We start from the raw sequence: 17,076 nt of genomic DNA, 5'->3' as shown, positions 1-17,076 counted from the left end.
AGCAGGAGAAGCGATATGACCGGATCCGCCAAGGCCACCGTCTTCATCGACAATGAGCGCGTCATCGTCACCGAATACCGCTTCGCCCCGGGCGACAACACCGGCTGGCACCGCCATGGCCACGACTATGTGATCGTGCCGTTGACCGACGGCAAGGTGAAGCTCCTGACCAAGGATGGCGAATCCTTTGCCGAGATGAAGAAGGGCGCGCCGTATTTCCGCAATGAGGGCGTCGAACATGACGTCATCAGCGCAAACGATGGCGAATTCGCCTTCATCGAGGTCGAGCTGAAGTAGTCCACCAACCATCGGCTGCGCCGCTACAATTGTCGCGGCGAGGCGCGATCACCAATCCGCGATACGATCGCCGCCGACGAATTGTGCGCTTTTCTCAGTGTATTCGAACAGTTCTATCCTCACGCCGTTGGGGTCGCGGATCCAAGCCTGGTAGGTGTCATCGCACGCGCGTTTCTTGGAAGTGACATCAACCCCCTTTGACCTCAGATGGGCGATCGCGGCGTCGATGTTTTCCACTTCGAGGCAGAAGTGGTTGATCTGGTTCAAGTCGCCATAGCTGGCGCCGTCTTTCTGGAACACCTCGACATGGCTACGGCTGCCGCAATTGAGGTAGAAGCCGAAAATCTTCCCGTCGCGCAGGAAATTGAACTGGGTGTCCATGCCGAGGACGTCCCGATAGAAGCTTCGCGTCATCTCCAGGTCATTCGCGAAAATGCAAACGTGTGCGAGCTGCTTTACCCTGATCATGATTGGCTCCTCGCGGTGGTCTGACAAGTTTGGCGTCACCGTGGCCCGGCTGAAGCACGCCTCAAACCGGCGGCGTGCCGTTTTCGGCCAACACCGCGCCGGCCAGGTAAAGTGACCCGCCGATCAGGATGCGCGGCGGCGGTCCGTCCCATGTGTCGCGCAGCAGCATCAGCGCATTGGCGACGGAACTGACCGGTTCGGCCGACAAGCCGGCCTCGATGGCGCGGGTCGCCAGCTCGTCGTTCGGCACGCCCGCGTCGCTCAGGCTCACCGGCACGGTGTAGACATGCCGGACCAGCCCTTTGAAGGCGCGGAAATAGCCGCTCTGGTCCTTGGTGTTGATCATACCCGAGATCAGGAACAGCGGACGCGGGTTCTTTTCCTCCTGCTCGGCCAGCGCCTCGGCGACGACCACGCCGGCGCCGGGATTGTGGCCGCCGTCGAGCCATATGTCGGCGCCCTTCGGCGCCAGTTCGCTCAGCCGTCCTTGCGGCAGCTTTTGCATGCGGCCCGGCCAGGCAACATTCGCCATCGCCTTCTCGGCAGCGCGGTGGCTGATCTCGAAGCCCGCCGCCTTGACCGCCGCGATCGCCGCCGCCGCATTGGCGAATTGATGGCGCCCCGGCAGGCGCGGCGGCGGCAGGTCCATCAATCCGTCTTCGTCCTGATAGACCATGCGGCCGTTTTCCTCATAGGCAAGGAAATCCTGGCCATAGACGAAGGCGGGGCAGTCGAGCCGCTCGGCGGTTTCGATGAGCACCTGCTGCGCCGTCTCGCTTTCCTGCGCGCCGATGACGACCGGGCATTCGCGCTTGATGATGCCGGCCTTTTCGGCGGCGATCAGCTCGACGCGGTCGCCGAGATAGGCTTCGTGGTCGAGCGACACCGGCATGATCACCGACACGGCCGGCTCGGCGATGACATTGGTGGCGTCGAAGCGGCCGCCAAGGCCAACCTCGAGGATGACGGCATCGGCCGGATGTTCGGAAAACAGCAGGAAGGTGACGGCGGTGAGGATTTCGAAGACGGTGATCTTCTGGCCTTGATTGGCTTTGGCGACGCGGGCGATGGCTTCGGCGAAGACCTTGTCGTCGACCAGCCTGCCGCCGGCATCTGCGGCCAGCCGGTAGCGCTCGTGCCAGTTCACCAGATGTGGCGAGGTGTGGACGTGGACGCGGTAGCCGGCGGCTTCGAGCAGCGCCCGTGAAAAAGCAGCACAGGAGCCCTTGCCGTTGGTGCCGGCGATGTGGATGACCGGCGGCAGCTGGTCCTGCGGATTGCCGAGCCGCTCGAGCAGCCGCGAAATGCGGTCGAGCGAAAGGTCGAAGCCCTTCGGGTGAAGCGCCATCAGGCTTTCGATTTCGCGGTCGGCGGCAAGCGTGGTCATGAAGGAATCCTACGCGCGCGCACAACGGCACACAACAGCCGCTCGCGCCGCGTGATGTCGCGTCAGGCTTGCGGCCGGGCTTCGGCCGGTATCGCCACCGGCGGCAGGATTTCCGGCTCCCGCGGGTTTTGCTCTTCCGGCAGCTTGAGCAGCATTCTCAGCAGCCGCGCAACCGTCTGGCGCATCTCCAGCCGCGACACCACCATGTCGACCATGCCGTGTTCCATCAGATATTCGGCGCGCTGGAAGCCGTCAGGCAGCTTTTCGCGGATGGTCTGCTCGATGACGCGCGGGCCGGCAAAGCCGATCAGGGCGCCGGGCTCGGCAATATGCACGTCGCCCAGCATGGCATACGAGGCGGTGACGCCGCCGGTCGTCGGGTTGGTCAGGACGACGATGTAGGGCAGGCCGGCCTCCTTCAGTCTGTCGACGCCGACCGTGGTCCGTGGCAACTGCATCAGCGACAGGATGCCTTCCTGCATACGGGCGCCGCCGGAGGCCGCAAACAGGATCAGCGGCCGCTTGCGCTGCAAGGCGACCTCGAAACCATGCACGATGGCGTCACCTGCCGCCATGCCGAGCGAGCCGCCCATGAAGGCAAAATCCTGCACCGTCACCACCACCGGCACGCCCTCGACCGTGCCCAGCGCATTGATGATGGCGTCTTCCATGCCGGTCTTGGCCTTGGCATCCCTCAGCCGGTCTACGTAGCGCTTCTCGTCGCGGAACTTGAGCGGATCCTGAACGACCTTGGGGTTTTCCAGCGTCTCGTATTTGCCGTCGTCGAGGAAGAATTTCAGCCGTTCCTTAGCCGATATCTTCATATGGTGGCCGGAGGACGGGATGACGAACTGGTTCTGCTCCAGATCCTTATGGAACACCATTTCGCCGGTCTCGGGATCCTTGATCCACAGGTTTTCCGGCATGTCGGTGCGGCGGCCGAGCATCGAATTGATCTTCGGGCGGACGTAATTGGTGATCCAGTTCATCGCTTCGGCTCCTGTCCTTACGAAGAGTTAGACCATGATCCCGAAAAGTGGAAACCGGTTTTCGCTGGAGATCATGGCCAACCAGAAGATCAAGATTATTCGGCGGCAGCAAGGCGAGCCGCGCGAACCCCTTGCGAAAGCCCGCTGACCAGCGTGGCGACGGCCTCGGCCGGATCGGCGGTCTTTTCGCCCTTCGGCCCCAGCACGTTGGCGACTGCATTGACAATCGCGGTGCCGACAACGACGCCGTCGGCCGACGCTCCAATGGTGCGCGCCTGCTCTGCGGTCTTGACGCCGAAGCCGACGCAGACCGGCAGGTCGGTATGGCTCTTGATGCGCTTGACCGCTGCCGCCACCTTGCCGGTGTCGGCCAGCGCCGAACCGGTGATGCCGGTCATCGAGACGTAGTAGACGAAACCCGACGTGTTCTGCAGCACCTTGGGCAGGCGCTTGTCGTCGGTGGTCGGCGTCGCCAGCCGGATGAAATTGATGCCGGCCTTGAGTGCCGGGATGCAAAGCTCCTCGTCCATCTCAGGCGGCAGGTCGACGACGATCAGCCCGTCTATGCCGCTGGCCAGCGCGTCGCTCAGGAAGCGCTCGACGCCGTGGATGTAGATCGGATTGTAATAGCCCATCAAGACGATCGGCGTTTCACTGTCGCCGGCGCGGAATTCCGAGGCCATCTTCAGCGTCTTGACCAAGGTCTGGCCGCCCTTCAGCGCCCGCAGGCCGGCCGCCTGGATCGCCGGGCCGTCGGCCATTGGATCGGAAAACGGCATGCCTAACTCGATGATGTCGCTGCCGGCGCCGGGCAGCGCCTTCATGATCGACAGGGACGTGTCGTAGTCCGGATCGCCGCCCATGAAATAGGTGACGAGTGCCGGTCGCCCCTCGGCCTTCAGCTTTGCCATGCGGCGGTCGATACGGGTGGCCATGATCAGATCTCCATGCCCAGCATATTGGCCACCGTATGCACGTCCTTGTCGCCGCGGCCGGACAGGTTGACGATGACGATCTGGTCCTTGTCCATGTCAGGCACGATCTTCACCGCCTGTGCGATGGCATGGGCCGATTCAAGCGCCGGAATGATGCCCTCGACGCGTGTCGTCAACTGGAACGCCTCCAGCGCCTCGCTGTCGAGGATCGGCACATAGTCGACGCGGCCGGAATCGCGCAGCCATGAGTGCTCGGGACCGACGCCCGGATAGTCGAGGCCGGCCGAGATCGAGTGACCGTCCATGATCTGGCCGTCGGCGTTCTGCAGAAGGTAGGTACGGTTGCCATGCAGCACGCCGGGCGCGCCGGCACTCATCGAGGCGCAATGCTCGATGCCGTCGAGCCCGCGGCCGCCGGCTTCGACGCCGATGATGCGCACCTCACTGTCGTCGAGGAAGGGATGGAACAGGCCGATAGCGTTGGAACCGCCGCCGACACAAGCGATGATGGTGTCCGGCAGCCGGCCTTCCTGCTCGAGGATCTGGGCGCGCGCCTCGGTGCCGATCACCGACTGGAAGTCGCGCACCAGCTCCGGATAGGGGTGCGGGCCGGCGGCGGTGCCGATCAGGTAATAGGTATCCTCGACATTGGTCACCCAGTCGCGCAGGGCCTCGTTCATGGCGTCCTTCAGCGTCCCGTGGCCGGCCGTCACCGGCCGCACCTCGGCGCCCAGAAGCTTCATGCGAAAGACGTTGGGGCTTTGCCGGGCGACGTCGGTTGCACCCATATAGACAATACAAGGAAGGCCGAAACGCGCCGCCACCGTAGCGGAAGCGACGCCATGCTGGCCGGCGCCGGTCTCGGCGATGATCCGCGTCTTGCCCATGCGCTTGGCGAGCAGGATCTGGCCAAGGCAGTTGTTGATCTTGTGCGAGCCGGTGTGGTTCAAATCCTCGCGTTTGAAATAGACCTTTGCGCCGCCCCCGAGGCCCTTCGCCGAGGACACCTCACGAAGATGCCTGGTCAGGCCTTCGGCGAAATAGAGCTTCGACGGCCGCCCGGCGTAATGCGTCGAGAGATCGGTCAGTTCGGCCTTGAAATCCGGGTCGTTCTTGACCTCGTTCCAGTGCCGCTCCAGCTCAATGATCAGCGGCATCAGCGTTTCGGCAACGAAACGACCGCCAAAAATGCCGAACATGCCCTGCTCGTCGGGGCCGGTGCGGAAGGAATTCGGTATCGCCGGCTTGTCCATCGCCGATCTCCTGGTCTGTGGTTTGAAGCGTGGTCAGGCGGCGCGGTTGTCGCGTGCTGCCCCGACGGCGCGGAAAAATTGTTCGATCAGCGCCGGTTCCTTGACGCCCGGCGCGCTCTCCACGCCCGAGGAAACATCTATTCCGGGCGGGTTCGCCAGCCGAAAGGCGTCGCCGATATTGCCGGCATTGAGCCCTCCGGAAAGCATGTAATCGACGCCGGCGTCAAGGCCAGCCAGAATGCGCCAGTCGAAGGCAAGACCGTTGCCGCCCGGCAATTCCGAACCCTTAGGCGGCTTGGCATCGAACAGGAAGCGGTCGGCAATGCCGATGAAGGGCTTGACTTGCCCGAGATCGGCGGCCTCGCTGACCGGCAGCGCCTTCATCACCGGCAAGCCGTAGCGGGCCTTCACCTCGGCCACCCGCTCGGGAGGCTCGGCGCCGTGAAGCTGCAGCATATCGGGCTGCATCTTTTCGACGATGTCATCCAGGAACGCATCGCTGGCGTCGACCGTCACGGCAACCGCCTTGGCCTTGCCGCGCGCCGCTTCGCGCAGGCGGCCGGCTTCCGCCGGCTCGACATAGCGCGGGCTTTTGGCAAAGAAAATGAAGCCGACATGGCTGGCGCCGCCGGCCAATGCCGCAGCCAGTGCCTTGTCGGTCTTCAACCCGCATATCTTGATGTCCATCGCCATGGCGCGGGATTGGCATGAAACGGCCAAAGAGTCGAGAAAAAGCATCCTGTTTGCCGCCAGCGCGGAACGCGCTACCTTGCTAATGTAAGAGCGGAACGCGCTACCTTGCTAATATAAGCGCAACGCTACTTGCTCAGGCACAGAGGCGGGAGAACAAAGATCATGCCGGAAAAGACCGTCGCGGAACTCAGGCAAAAGCTGGCGCAGGCCCATGAGGTCATCGCTCATTTGATGGACAAGGCAGCCTTCAACGGCGCCGAGGCGCACCGGGCGCTGGCTTATTTCAGCAACGAGACCTTCGAGAAGGATTTCCTGCCCTGGCCGCGCCATGTCGATGAGGGGTTGCGGCCGGAGGAGTTGAACGCGGCCAATGACGATTGATCGGCAGTGCAGAATCTATTGAGGCCGGCGCGAAGGATCGCTACAGTTTCCATTTCGTGCCCCTACAAGCATCCTACTCGAACGCGATCGCCTGCAGCGCGCCGCCATTGCGCTTGAGCCAGTCCTTGCAGCGCTCGGTATCCGGGCAAAGCTGCTCGCATAATTTCCAGAATTTCGGGCCGTGGTTCATCTCCTTGAGATGCGCCACCTCATGCGCGACGAGGTAGTTTATCACCGGCCGCGGCGCCATCATGATGCGCCAGGAAAACGACAGATTGCCGTCCGACGTGCACGATCCCCAGCGGCTCGACGTATCCTTGAAGCGGATCGCCTTGGCGCGCTTGCCGACCGCCGCACTGTGCTTTGTCACCAGCGCTTCGATCTCGCGCTTGGCTTCGCGCTTCAGGAAATCGGCGATGCGGCGCGGCAGATGCACACGCTCGCCATGCACTATCATCAGCGGTCCGCGCTCGTCGCGCGACAGCGTGACGGTTCCGCGTTTCGACGGTTCATGGACGATGCGATGCGGCACGCCGCGCACCGGCACCTTGATGCCGGGCCGCACCTGCGGCCGGTTGGGCACCTTGGCCAGCCTTTGCTCCAGCCAGTCCTGATGGCGGTCGAGAAATTTTTCCACCTCGCCGCGGCGCAGCCCCGGCGGCACGGTGATGCGCAGACCACGGCCGCCGGAATCGATGCGCAGCGTCAGGCGTCGCGCCCGGTCGTTCTCGACGATCTTGAGCGGCAGCGTGCGGCCGGCAACGCAATGCTCGCGCTCCACGACGGGCGTGGGCTTGGGTTTCGTCGGGGTGCGGAAGAAGCCGAAGGACATTCCGGGACGATACGTGATTCGAGGGAAACGACTAGAACAAAAAAGAAACGGCGCCGCTGACGCGACGCCGTTGGATTATCTATCTGGGCACGGGACCTTACTCGTCGAGCAGGCCTGGCGTGGAGTTGCCGCCGCGTTTGTTGTTCGTCGTCGAGCCAGTTGACCCACCCGTCGTGGGCGACGTCGACTTGTTGCGGTTGGCCATGAAGCGATCGAACTCTTCCTGGTCCTTGGCGCGGCGCAATTCACGGGCATATTCATCGAACTCGCTCAGCATCTCGTCGAGCTTGCGGCGTTCCTCGGCAAGCCGCTCGAGTTCCTTTTCGCGCCAGTCGTCGAAAGCGACGTTGCCGGTGCGTGCAGAGCCATGGCCCCAGCGCGCGGCCCTGTCGGAACCGCGGCGGCAACCGGCGAAGATGCCGTCGGTGGCGCGGTTGACGTCGCGCTTGAAGCCCTCGAGCCGATCGCCCCAGATGATGTAGGCGAGCATGGCTAAGCCGAGCGGCCAGAACACCATGAACCCGATCACCATCAACGCGATGGTCGCCGGCGTCCAGGCCGGACGGATCAATGCAGATGTGTTCATTTCTTCCAATCCTTCAGTTGGAGACAGCCAAATCCGGCTGCGTGGAATCGAAATGGGATGAAGAAAACGGCGATTCAAGACAGCAACCGCCAAAACCGGACAAGCGGCTGAAATGATTATCGCTTTTTGAGCATTTCAAGGAAAAGCACGACCAATCCGGCGATCAGGCCCCAGAACGCCGCACCGACGCCGAACAGCGTCAGCCCCGATGCGGTGACGGCGAAGGTGACGGTGGCGGCCATTCGCTCGTCCTCGTCTTTCAAGGCGATCGACAGTGCATTGGCGAGCGGCGCCATCAGCGCCAGGCCGGCGACCAGCGCGATCAGGCTCTGCGGCAATACGGCGAAGATCGCCACCAGCGAGGCGCCGAACAGGGCAAAGACGAGATAGGCCAACGCATAGAACGGCCCGGTCTTCCAGCGCTCGGCCGGATCGGCATGCACGTCAGGCCCGGTGCAGATCGCCGCCGAGATTGCCGCCAGATTGGTGGTCGAGGCGCCGAACGGCGCCGTCAGCAGCGAAAACAGGCCGGTGACGCCGATCAGCGGCCCGGGTTCGGGATGATAGCCGGCTGCCCTCAGCACGGCGAGGCCGGACAGGTTCTGCGAGGCCATGGTGACGAGGTAGAGCGGCAAGGCGAGGCCGATGATCGCAGTGGCGGTGAACTGCGGCATCACCAGCGTCAAGCTCGAGAGTTCCGGTGCCGGCAGACCGCCGACCCGGCCGGTGAGGAAGGCGGCGAGACCGCCGCCGATCAGCACCAGCAGCACCGACAGGGCCGGGTTGAACAGGCGGATGACGAAGAACGCCGCAACCAGCGGCAGGATCAGCCAGGGGTCGACGGGAACGGTTTTCACCGCATTGATGGCGAAGGTGACGACGATGCCGGCCAGCATTCCGGACGCGACGGACGCCGGTATTCTGGCGATCAGCTTGGTCAAGGGCCCGAACAGGCCTGTGGTGATCAGCAGGACCGCGGTGACGACGAAGGCACCAACCGCCTCACCCATCGAAAAGCCGGTCGACGCGGCGATCAGCGCCAAGCCTGGCGTCGACCAGGCGGTGATGACCGGCATTTTCGTACGCCAGGACAGCCACAGGCTCTCGATCGCCATCGCCAGGCAAAGCGCCGTCACCCAGCTTGCGGTCTCGACCTGCGTTGCGCCGACCGCCTTGGCGGCGGCAATGACGATGGCCAGCGTACCGCCGAAGCCGACGATCGCCGCCACGAAGGCGGACACCGGAATGGAAATGCGCATGTCTCTATCCCGCCTGCCGCACCATCGCGTCCACCGCCCGCACCAGCATGTCGAGATCCTGCGGCCGCGACAGGCGGTGGTCGCCGTCGGGGATGAGCGACAGCGTGACGTCGTCGGCCGGCAGCAGGCTGACCAGCTTCAACGCATGGCTCGACGGCACGTCGGGATCGGCCAGGCCTTGCAGGATGTGGACCGGACAGTGCGTGTCGATCGGCCCGGTCATCACCCGGTTGTTGCGGCCGTCCTCGATCAGTGCGCGCGTGTAGATGTACGGTTCGGCGGAATAGTCCGATGGCTCTTCGAAAAAGCCCTTTTTCCTGAGGTTGCGCTTCTGCGCCCCGGTCAGCACCGGCTCCACCAGTTCGAATGTGAAATCGGGCGCCGGGGCCAGCAGCACAAGGCCGGCGACGCTGTTCTCGCCCGCCTTGCGCAATTCCTGCACCATGCGCAGCGCGATCCAGGCGCCCATCGACGAACCGACCAGGATTTGCCTGCCCTGGGTAAAACGGCGGAAAACCGCCAGGCTCTCGCCCAGCCATTTCGAGATGGTGCCGTCGGCAAAGGCGCCGCCCGATTCGCCGTGGCCGGAATAATCGTGGCGCAGGAAGGCGCGGCCTTCCCCGAGCGCCCATTCCGACAAGGTTTCGGCCTTGGTGCCCAGCATGTCGGATTTGTAGCCGCCAAGCCAGACGATGCCGGGCTCGACACCTGCCGCATGCCTGACGGCGATGCTCGTCCCGTCGACGTCCAGGAAGATCGGGGTGGTGCTCATGGTGTATTCCCTCACGCCGGTCTTTTGGCACAGCAAGGCATTCAACGAAAAGTGCTCCGCCACTTTCTTCGCTTGGTGCAGAGGAGCATTCCATCGAGCAGGTGATTTCCTGAGAATGCTGTGCTATTGACTCCGACCGCGCGCTCACCACATTGCGCGTTCGCAATTCTGAACCGAAGAACCCCTTAACGAAACGGCTCAAGGAGACCACGACCATTCGCAGACCTTTCAAAGCAGCGGCGCCCACCAAGGAAGGCCCGCGCTCCAACCGTGACATCCGGGTTCCCCGGGTCCAGCTAATCGACGCCGAAGGCCAGAACCGCGGCGATGTCTCCATCAACGACGCATTGCTGCTCGCCGAAGAGGCTGGGCTCGATCTGGTCGAGATATCGCCCAATGCAGTGCCGCCCGTCGTAAAGATCCTCGATCTCGGCAAGCTGAAATACGCCAACCAGAAGAAGGCGGCCGAGGCGCGCAAGAACCAGAAGGTCATCGAGATCAAGGAGATCAAGATGCGCCCGAACATCGACAGCCACGACTACGAGACCAAGATGAAGGCCGTCCGGCGCTTTTTCGAGGAAGGCGACAAGGTCAAGCTGACATTGCGCTTCCGCGGTCGCGAGATGGCGCATATGGAACTCGGCATGCAGCTTCTGAACAAGGTTCGCGAGGAAGTGGCGCCCATCGCCAAGGTCGAAGCCGAACCGAAGCTCGAAGGCCGCCAGATGATGATGGTGCTGGCGCCCCGCTAAAGCGCGTTGCGCTTTAGTTCTGTTTGTGCATGTCGTTGTCGCAAAACCGCAGCGCACTTTTGGGCGACGTGCATTAAATCCGCCTGAATCATGTTGCAAGGCGTCCCGGCGATCGGCGGGGCGCCTGTTTCTTGGCCAGACGCTGCGATCGCCGGCGAGAGCAAAGACGCTCTGGTTCCCTCGACGATCGGATTCCCGACATGGTCAATGACGTCAAGCATTCGGAAGCCAAATATGGGCTGGGCAGCTACCAGCACACGCGCAGGATGGTGCTTGCCGTCGTCGTCGTCGTCCTTTTCGCGATGCTTTTGTTCGGGCAGTCGGTTTTTCCGCCCGATACGCCTGTGCATGAAACGATCGAAATGGTCGGCGTCCTGCTGATCTTTCTCGGCGTTGTCGGACGCTTGTGGTCGACGCTCTATATTGGTGGACGCAAATCCTCCGAAGTGGTGACCGGCGGACCCTATTCGATCACCCGCAACCCGCTCTATGTCTTCTCTACTTTAGCTGCCGCCGGTGTCGGCGCACAGATCGGCTCCATTACCGCCACGATCGGCTTTGGAGCGCTCTGCGCGGGTGCATTTTACATCGTTATCCTGCGCGAGGAGAAATTCCTCAGGCAGGTTCTTGGCGCGCCATACCAGGCCTACCTGTTGAAAGTGCCGCGCTTCTTCCCGAAACTGTCGCTGTATCAGGAAGGCGACACCGGCGGCTTCAAGCCGCGCCTGCTGCGAACCACGCTGCTCGACGGTCTGGTCTTCCTGGTTGCCTTGCCGGCTTTCGAACTGATCGACGGCGCCCAGCAGTCCGGCATATTGCCGGTGCTGTTCCGTTTCCCCTGAGTACGGTGTTGCTGAGTACAGTGTTGCTGGGCACGGGGTGTTGCGCGCGCCCCCGCTTTGACGTATAGGACCGCCGTTCCCAAAAAACCGCCCGGCAGGGCATGCCGTGGCGGTTTCATTTGCTTTTCGGGCTTTGGTCGGCCTGAAGCGAACAAAAAGCGCATTGGTGCGCATATAAACGGAGTAGCAAAATGCCCAAGATGAAGACCAAATCGGCCGCCAAGAAGCGGTTCAAGATCACAGGTACGGGTAAAGTTCTGTCGGCTGCGGCCGGCAAGCGTCACGGCATGATCAAGCGGTCCAACAAGTTCATTCGAAATGCCCGCGGCACGATGGTTCTGGCTGAACCGGATGGCAAGAAGGTCATCAAGAATTTTCTGCCGAACGGCCTCTGAGCATTCGGTCTGGACAGCGTTAAGGAGATCATGACATGGCACGCGTAAAGAGAGGCGTCACCTCGCACGCCAAGCACAAGAAGGTCCTGAAAGCCGCCAAGGGTTTTTACGGCCGTCGCAAGAACACCATCCGCATCGCCAAGCAGGCGGTGGAAAAGTCGCTGCAGTACGCCTATCGCGACCGCAAGAACCGCAAGCGCTCGTTCCGCGCGCTGTGGATCCAGCGCATCAATGCGGCGACGCATGAGCATGGCCTGACCTATGGCCGTTTCATCGACGGTCTCAACAAGGCCGGGATCGAGATCGATCGCAAGATCCTGTCGGACATGGCCATCCACGAGCCGCAGGCCTTCGCCGCACTCGTGGCCAAGGCCAAGGTCGCGCTCGAATACCTGAAGAATACCACGCCGAATGCTTTTGAAAGCGCTGTCGCTTAAGACCAGCGCTTCCCAAGCTATTCGACACTTGATTTGGGAAACCCGCGCTGGCAGGGCTGGCGCGGGTTTTTCTTTGCTTCCAATCGGATATGGAACATGAGTGACATGGAAACTCTCGAAAATTCCCTGATGGCCGAGATCGCCTCGGCCGCCGACGAGCAGGCGATCGAGGCGGTGCGTGTCTCGGCCCTCGGCAAGAAGGGCTCGGTTTCCGAGATGCTGAAGACGCTCGGCTCGATGAGCGCCGAGGAGCGACAGGTCAAGGGCCCGGCAATCAACGGCCTCAAGAACCGCGTCACCGAGGCACTTTCGGCGCGCCGCGCCGAGCTGAAAGATGTGGCGATCACGGCACGGCTTGCCGCCGAGAAGGTCGACGTCAGCTTGCCGGTCAGGCAATCGCCGGCCGAGCGCGGCCGCATCCATCCGATCAGCCAGGTTATCGACGAGATCGCGGCGATTTTCGGCGATCTCGGCTTTGCCATCGCCGAAGGTCCGGACATCGAGACCGACTATTACAATTTCACCTCGCTGAACTTCCCGGAAGGCCACCCGGCGCGCGAGATGCACGACACGTTCTTCTTCCAGCCGGACGAGCAGGGGGAGCGCAAGCTTTTGCGCACCCACACCTCGCCGGTGCAGATCCGCACCATGGAGATGCAGAAGCCGCCGATCCGCATCGTCATTCCCGGCAAGACCTACCGGCAGGATTCCGATGCCACCCACTCGCCGATGTTCCATCAGGTCGAGGGGCTGGTGATCGACAAATCGGCCAACGTCGCCAACATGAAATGGGTGCTGGAGGAGTTCTGCAAGGCCTTCTTCGAAGTGCCGAGCGTCAAGATGCGCTTCCGGCCGTCCTTCTTCCCGTTCACCGAGCCCAGCCTCGAGGTCGACATCCAGTGCGACCGTTCGCGGCCCGGCGAGGTGCGCTTCGGCGAGGGCTCGGACTGGATGGAGATCCTCGGCTGCGGCATGGTCCACCCCAATGTGCTCCGTTACGGTGGCCTCGATCCCGACGAATACCAGGGCTTCGCCTGGGGCATGGGCATCGACCGCATCGCCATGTTGAAATACGGCATGCCGGATCTGCGCGCCTTCTTCGACGCCGATGTGCGCTGGCTGTCGCATTACGGTTTTAGGCCGCTTGACATGCCGACGCTGTTCGGGGGCTTGAGCGCGTGACGACCGGGCCGCAGCAAATCCGCGGGCAGCTCGCCTTCCTGCACATGTCCGACGCGCGGCCGCATAGCTTCAAGTGCAGCGTGCCCAGACCAGACGGAACACAGTCATGAAACTCACCCTCTCCTGGCTCAAGGATCATCTCGAGACCGACGCCTCGCTGGCGGAAATCGTCGAGCGTCTCACCTCGATCGGCCTCGAGGTCGAGCATGTCGACGACCGGGCGAGCCTGGCCCCCTTCGTCATCGCCAAGGTGCTGACGGCGGTCCAGCATCCCGACGCCGACCGGCTTCGCGTGCTGACCGTCGACACCGGCGACGGCAAGCCGCCGGTGCAGGTCGTGTGTGGAGCGCCGAACGCCCGCGCGGGCCTGATCGGCGCCTTTGCAGCACCGGGCACGTATATTCCCGGCATCGACGTGACGCTGACCGTCGGCAAGATCCGCGGCGTTGAAAGCCACGGCATGATGTGCTCCGAGCGCGAGCTCCAATTGTCCGAGGAGCATGACGGCATCATCGACCTTCCTGCCGATGCGCCGGTCGGTACCAGCTTCGCCGCCTATGCCCATCTCGACGACCCGCTGATCGAGATCAATCTGACGCCGAACCGGCCGGATGCGACCAGTGTCCATGGCATCGCCCGCGATCTGGCGGCGAGCGGGCTCGGCACGCTGAAGAGCGCGCCGATAGAGCCGATCCCCGGCAAGGGCGAGACGCCGGTCAAGGTGACGATCGAAGCGCCGGAGCTCTGTCCCGGCTTTGCGCTGCGCCTGGTGCGCGGCGTCAAGAACGGACCGTCGCCGAAATGGCTGCAGCAAAGGCTTCTCGCCATCGGCTTGAGGCCGATCAGCGCGCTCGTCGATATCACCAATTACGTCACCTTCGACCGCGGCCGGCCGCTGCATGTCTTCGACGCTGCGAAGGTCACCGGCAATCTCGCCGTGCGCCGGGCGCGTGATGGCGAAAAGGTGCTGTCGCTCGACGGCCGCGAATACACGCTGACGCCGGAGATGTGCGTCATCGCCGACCAGGACGGCATCGAATCGATTGCCGGCATCATGGGCGGCGAGCATTCCGGCTGCGACGAGAACACCACCGACGTGCTGATCGAGTCGGCGCTTTGGGACCCGATCACCACCGCCCGCACCGGCCGCACACTCGGCATCATCACCGACGCGCGCTATCGGTTTGAGCGCGGCGTCGACCCGGAAATGATGGTTCCCGGCTTGGAGCTGGCAACGAAGCTGGTGCTCGATTTCTGCGGCGGTACGCCGGCGCAAACCGAAGTCGTCGGCTATGCCGGCCATCAGCCGAAGATCGTCTCGTTCCCATTGTCGGAAGTGAAGCGGCTGACCGGCATCGAAGTGCCGCGCTCGACAAGCCTCGACATTCTTGCCCGCCTCGGCTTCAGGCCGGAGGGCACGGGCGATGTCGTCAATGTGGCGGTCCCGTCCTGGCGGCCGGATGTCGACGGCAAGGCCGACCTGGTCGAGGAGGTCATGCGCATCCACGGCGTCGACAACATCGCGCCGCAGCCGCTCGGTTCGCACGATGCGGTCAACGCCAGGATCCTCACTGTGCTGCAGATCCGCACCCGCGCCGCCAAGCGGGCACTTGCCGTGCGCGGCATGATGGAGGCCGTCACCTGGTCGTTCATTCCGGCAAAACACGCCGAATTGTTCGGCGGCGGCCAGCAGGCGCTGAAGCTTGCCAACCCGATCGCCGCCGATATGTCGGACATGCGGCCGTCGCTGCTGCCGGGGCTGATTGCGGCAGCACAGCGCAATGCCGACAAGGGCATCGGCGATGTCGCGCTGTTCGAAGTGTCGGGCACTTATGAGGGCGATGGTGCCGACCAGCAGCGGCGCGTTGCCGCCGGCGTGCGGCGCGGCACCGCCAGGCTCGAGGGCTCCGGCCGCCATTGGGCCGGCAATGCCGGCGCCGTCGGCGTCTTCGATGCCAAGGCCGATGCGATCGCAGCACTCGAAGCCTGCGGCGCGCCGGTCGAGCGGCTGCAGATCGAGGCTGGCGGCCCGGCCTGGTATCATCCCGGCCGCTCCGGCACGATCAAGCTTGGGCCGAAGGTAATCCTTGGCACGTTTGGCGAGTTCCACCCGAAGACGCTGGAGGGGCTTGACGTCTCCGGCCCGCTTTGCGGCTTCGAAGTGTTCATCGATACCGTGCCTGAGCCGAAGGCCAAGCCGACGCGAACAAAGCCGAGGCTTGATCTGTCCGCCTTCCAGGCGGTCAAGCGCGATTTCGCCTTCGTCGTCGACAAGGCGGTCGAAGCCGGCACACTCGTTCGCGCCGCCCTTGCCGCCGACCGGAAGCTGATTTCCGGCGTCTCGGTGTTCGATGTTTTCGAGGGTGCAGCGCTCGGCGCGGCGAAAAAATCGATCGCCATTGAAGTGTCGATCCAGCCGGTCGAAAAGACGCTGACCGATGAGGATTTCGAGGCGCTGGCCAAGCGCATCGTCGATAATGTCGGCAAGCAGACCGGCGGCGTGCTGCGGACGTAAGGGGATGCTCTGATGGACCACAAGCTCTCCATCAACTGGCTGGCAACGCATATCGGGACTGTCGATGGGTTCCTGGACGACCAGGAATGCGCCGATCTGATCGCCGACAGCGAACGGCGTGGTTTTGAGGCAGCCAAGGTAAACAGCGCCGGCGGCGCGAGCGTGATGACGGAACTCCGCAACAACGACCGCGTCGTTTTTGATGACGAGGATCTTGCCGACCTGCTTTTTGCGCGGGCGCGCCCGATGCTCTATCGCGGCCTCGGCGACTGGCGGCTGACTGGGCTGAATGAGCGTTTCCGCTTCTATCGCTACGGGCCGGGCCAGAAGTTCGATTGGCACAATGACGGCTATTTCGAGCGCAATGCCTCGGAGCGCAGCCAGTTTACCTTCATGATCTATCTGTCGGATGGATTTGAAGGGGGCGGAACCTCGTTTCGCGGCGAGATGCCGGGTTATGCCGGCACCAGCCTGGTGGTGAAACCCAGGAAAGGCATGGCGCTGGCCTTCTATTATCCGATCGAACACCGCGGCGACGAGGTGCTGTCGGGGCGCAAGTACGTCATCCGAACGGACGTGATGTACAAGCGCCAATGAAACGCTGTCCGTTCTGCCGCTGAGCTAAATGCACCTGACCCCGCTGGAAGTGTTTTCGTCAAGGAGTTCTGCCGTTCCGCCGGCGTTTCTCCTGACATGATGCGTGCGCTGAAAGTCAAAGACCGCAGCCGCGATCCTGTAGGGTTCATGACCACAATCGTTGCCTCATCGGTTCCCCCGGAATTGCGCTTTGAGAGTCGAGTGTTCAGTTCGCTTCGGGTAGCGTGCGTTGGACCTGACCAGCTTCTTTGCGGCATGGTGCTGTTCTTCGATGAGATTGAAGGAAAGCTAGATGCGATCGAAGGCTTTGTGTATGGCGAAGAATGGCCGTCAATCGAGGAGCCAGTCTTCTGGTCCGAGACCGACCGAACAATGAGCCTTGGGCGGGAGGGAAACTAGCCTGCAGAAATGGGCGTCACGACGCCCTTTCCGATAATTGCACAACGGATGGCGCGCTGAGGATCTAGAGGGGTTGCCGGCAGATGGCGAATCGCCGTCCAAGGG

20 protein-coding genes are annotated in these 17,076 nt (G+C 62.9%); 10 read left to right on the top strand and 10 right to left on the bottom strand.

The window, feature by feature from the left end:
- Positions 1–15 precede the first annotated feature (15 nt).
- Complete coding sequence (locus NKJ55_RS21685; protein WP_023718287.1) at positions 16–297, top strand: cupin domain-containing protein; 282 nt, start codon at positions 16–18, stop codon at positions 295–297.
- A gap of 48 nt (positions 298–345) precedes the next feature.
- Here the strand turns inward: NKJ55_RS21685 and NKJ55_RS21680 are convergent, their stop codons facing one another.
- The 6 genes from NKJ55_RS21680 to NKJ55_RS21655 form a co-directional block, all read right to left on the bottom strand.
- The gene (locus NKJ55_RS21680; protein ID WP_352451646.1) at positions 346–765 is read right to left on the bottom strand and encodes a VOC family protein; all 420 of its coding nucleotides are present in this window, start codon (positions 763–765) and stop codon (positions 346–348) included.
- A gap of 61 nt (positions 766–826) precedes the next feature.
- Positions 827–2,152: a bifunctional folylpolyglutamate synthase/dihydrofolate synthase gene (locus tag NKJ55_RS21675; RefSeq protein ID WP_352451645.1), complete on the bottom strand. Its 1,326-nt coding sequence runs from the start codon at positions 2,150–2,152 to the stop codon at positions 827–829.
- Between the two features lie 62 nt (positions 2,153–2,214).
- Positions 2,215–3,141: an acetyl-CoA carboxylase, carboxyltransferase subunit beta gene (gene accD / locus NKJ55_RS21670; protein WP_352451644.1), complete on the bottom strand. Its 927-nt coding sequence runs from the start codon at positions 3,139–3,141 to the stop codon at positions 2,215–2,217.
- Between the two features lie 95 nt (positions 3,142–3,236).
- The gene (gene trpA / locus NKJ55_RS21665) at positions 3,237–4,076 is read right to left on the bottom strand and encodes a tryptophan synthase subunit alpha (protein WP_352451643.1); all 840 of its coding nucleotides are present in this window, start codon (positions 4,074–4,076) and stop codon (positions 3,237–3,239) included.
- A 2-nt stretch (positions 4,077–4,078) separates the two neighbouring features.
- Positions 4,079–5,329, bottom strand: a complete 1,251-nt coding sequence (gene trpB / locus NKJ55_RS21660) for a tryptophan synthase subunit beta (RefSeq protein WP_352451642.1) — start codon at positions 5,327–5,329, stop codon at positions 4,079–4,081.
- A 33-nt stretch (positions 5,330–5,362) separates the two neighbouring features.
- Entirely contained in the window at positions 5,363–6,022 is a 660-nt protein-coding gene (locus NKJ55_RS21655; protein WP_352451641.1) for a phosphoribosylanthranilate isomerase, read from the bottom strand.
- Between the two features lie 162 nt (positions 6,023–6,184).
- Here NKJ55_RS21655 and NKJ55_RS21650 point away from each other — a divergent pair, with 162 nt between their 5' ends.
- Entirely contained in the window at positions 6,185–6,403 is a 219-nt protein-coding gene (locus NKJ55_RS21650) for a hypothetical protein (RefSeq protein WP_254815955.1), read from the top strand.
- Between the two features lie 73 nt (positions 6,404–6,476).
- On the opposite strand, the gene NKJ55_RS21645 is transcribed toward NKJ55_RS21650, so the two are convergent.
- From NKJ55_RS21645 to NKJ55_RS21630, 4 genes are all read right to left on the bottom strand, one after another.
- Positions 6,477–7,235, bottom strand: a complete 759-nt coding sequence (locus NKJ55_RS21645) for a M48 family metallopeptidase (protein ID WP_352451640.1) — start codon at positions 7,233–7,235, stop codon at positions 6,477–6,479.
- A 97-nt stretch (positions 7,236–7,332) separates the two neighbouring features.
- Positions 7,333–7,821 carry a DUF2852 domain-containing protein gene (locus NKJ55_RS21640; RefSeq protein WP_352451639.1) on the bottom strand — a complete coding sequence of 163 codons (489 nt, stop codon included), beginning with the start codon at positions 7,819–7,821 and terminating at the stop codon, positions 7,333–7,335.
- 116 nt (positions 7,822–7,937) lie between these two features.
- Positions 7,938–9,080 (bottom strand): benzoate/H(+) symporter BenE family transporter, encoded by a 1,143-nt coding sequence (locus NKJ55_RS21635; protein ID WP_352451638.1) that lies wholly within the window; start codon positions 9,078–9,080, stop codon positions 7,938–7,940.
- A gap of 4 nt (positions 9,081–9,084) precedes the next feature.
- Entirely contained in the window at positions 9,085–9,852 is a 768-nt protein-coding gene (locus tag NKJ55_RS21630) for an alpha/beta hydrolase (protein ID WP_352451637.1), read from the bottom strand.
- A gap of 215 nt (positions 9,853–10,067) precedes the next feature.
- On the opposite strand from NKJ55_RS21630, the gene infC reads away from it, so the two are divergent.
- From infC to NKJ55_RS21590, 8 genes are all read left to right on the top strand, one after another.
- Complete coding sequence (infC, locus tag NKJ55_RS21625) at positions 10,068–10,604, top strand: translation initiation factor IF-3 (RefSeq protein ID WP_023677573.1); 537 nt, start codon at positions 10,068–10,070, stop codon at positions 10,602–10,604.
- Between the two features lie 200 nt (positions 10,605–10,804).
- Entirely contained in the window at positions 10,805–11,446 is a 642-nt protein-coding gene (locus tag NKJ55_RS21620) for a methyltransferase family protein (RefSeq protein WP_352451636.1), read from the top strand.
- A gap of 191 nt (positions 11,447–11,637) precedes the next feature.
- Positions 11,638–11,841 (top strand): 50S ribosomal protein L35, encoded by a 204-nt coding sequence (gene rpmI, locus NKJ55_RS21615; protein WP_006201248.1) that lies wholly within the window; start codon positions 11,638–11,640, stop codon positions 11,839–11,841.
- A gap of 35 nt (positions 11,842–11,876) precedes the next feature.
- A complete protein-coding gene (gene rplT, locus NKJ55_RS21610) occupies positions 11,877–12,278 on the top strand; it encodes a 50S ribosomal protein L20 (protein ID WP_006201247.1) in 402 nt (133 codons plus the stop codon).
- 96 nt (positions 12,279–12,374) lie between these two features.
- Entirely contained in the window at positions 12,375–13,460 is a 1,086-nt protein-coding gene (pheS, locus tag NKJ55_RS21605) for a phenylalanine--tRNA ligase subunit alpha (RefSeq protein ID WP_352451635.1), read from the top strand.
- A 106-nt stretch (positions 13,461–13,566) separates the two neighbouring features.
- Positions 13,567–15,975, top strand: a complete 2,409-nt coding sequence (gene pheT, locus NKJ55_RS21600) for a phenylalanine--tRNA ligase subunit beta (protein ID WP_352451634.1) — start codon at positions 13,567–13,569, stop codon at positions 15,973–15,975.
- Between the two features lie 12 nt (positions 15,976–15,987).
- A complete protein-coding gene (locus NKJ55_RS21595) occupies positions 15,988–16,572 on the top strand; it encodes a prolyl hydroxylase family protein (RefSeq protein WP_352451633.1) in 585 nt (194 codons plus the stop codon).
- A 96-nt stretch (positions 16,573–16,668) separates the two neighbouring features.
- Positions 16,669–16,971 (top strand): hypothetical protein, encoded by a 303-nt coding sequence (locus NKJ55_RS21590; protein WP_352451632.1) that lies wholly within the window; start codon positions 16,669–16,671, stop codon positions 16,969–16,971.
- Positions 16,972–17,076 lie beyond the last annotated feature (105 nt).

Origin of the sequence: Mesorhizobium sp. M0106 (genome assembly GCF_040322715.1) — a bacterium.
Classification (GTDB): Bacteria; Pseudomonadota; Alphaproteobacteria; order Rhizobiales; family Rhizobiaceae; genus Mesorhizobium.
The sequence above is the reverse complement of the archived record's forward strand: the minus strand, read 5'-3'. Positions and strand labels throughout refer to the sequence as shown.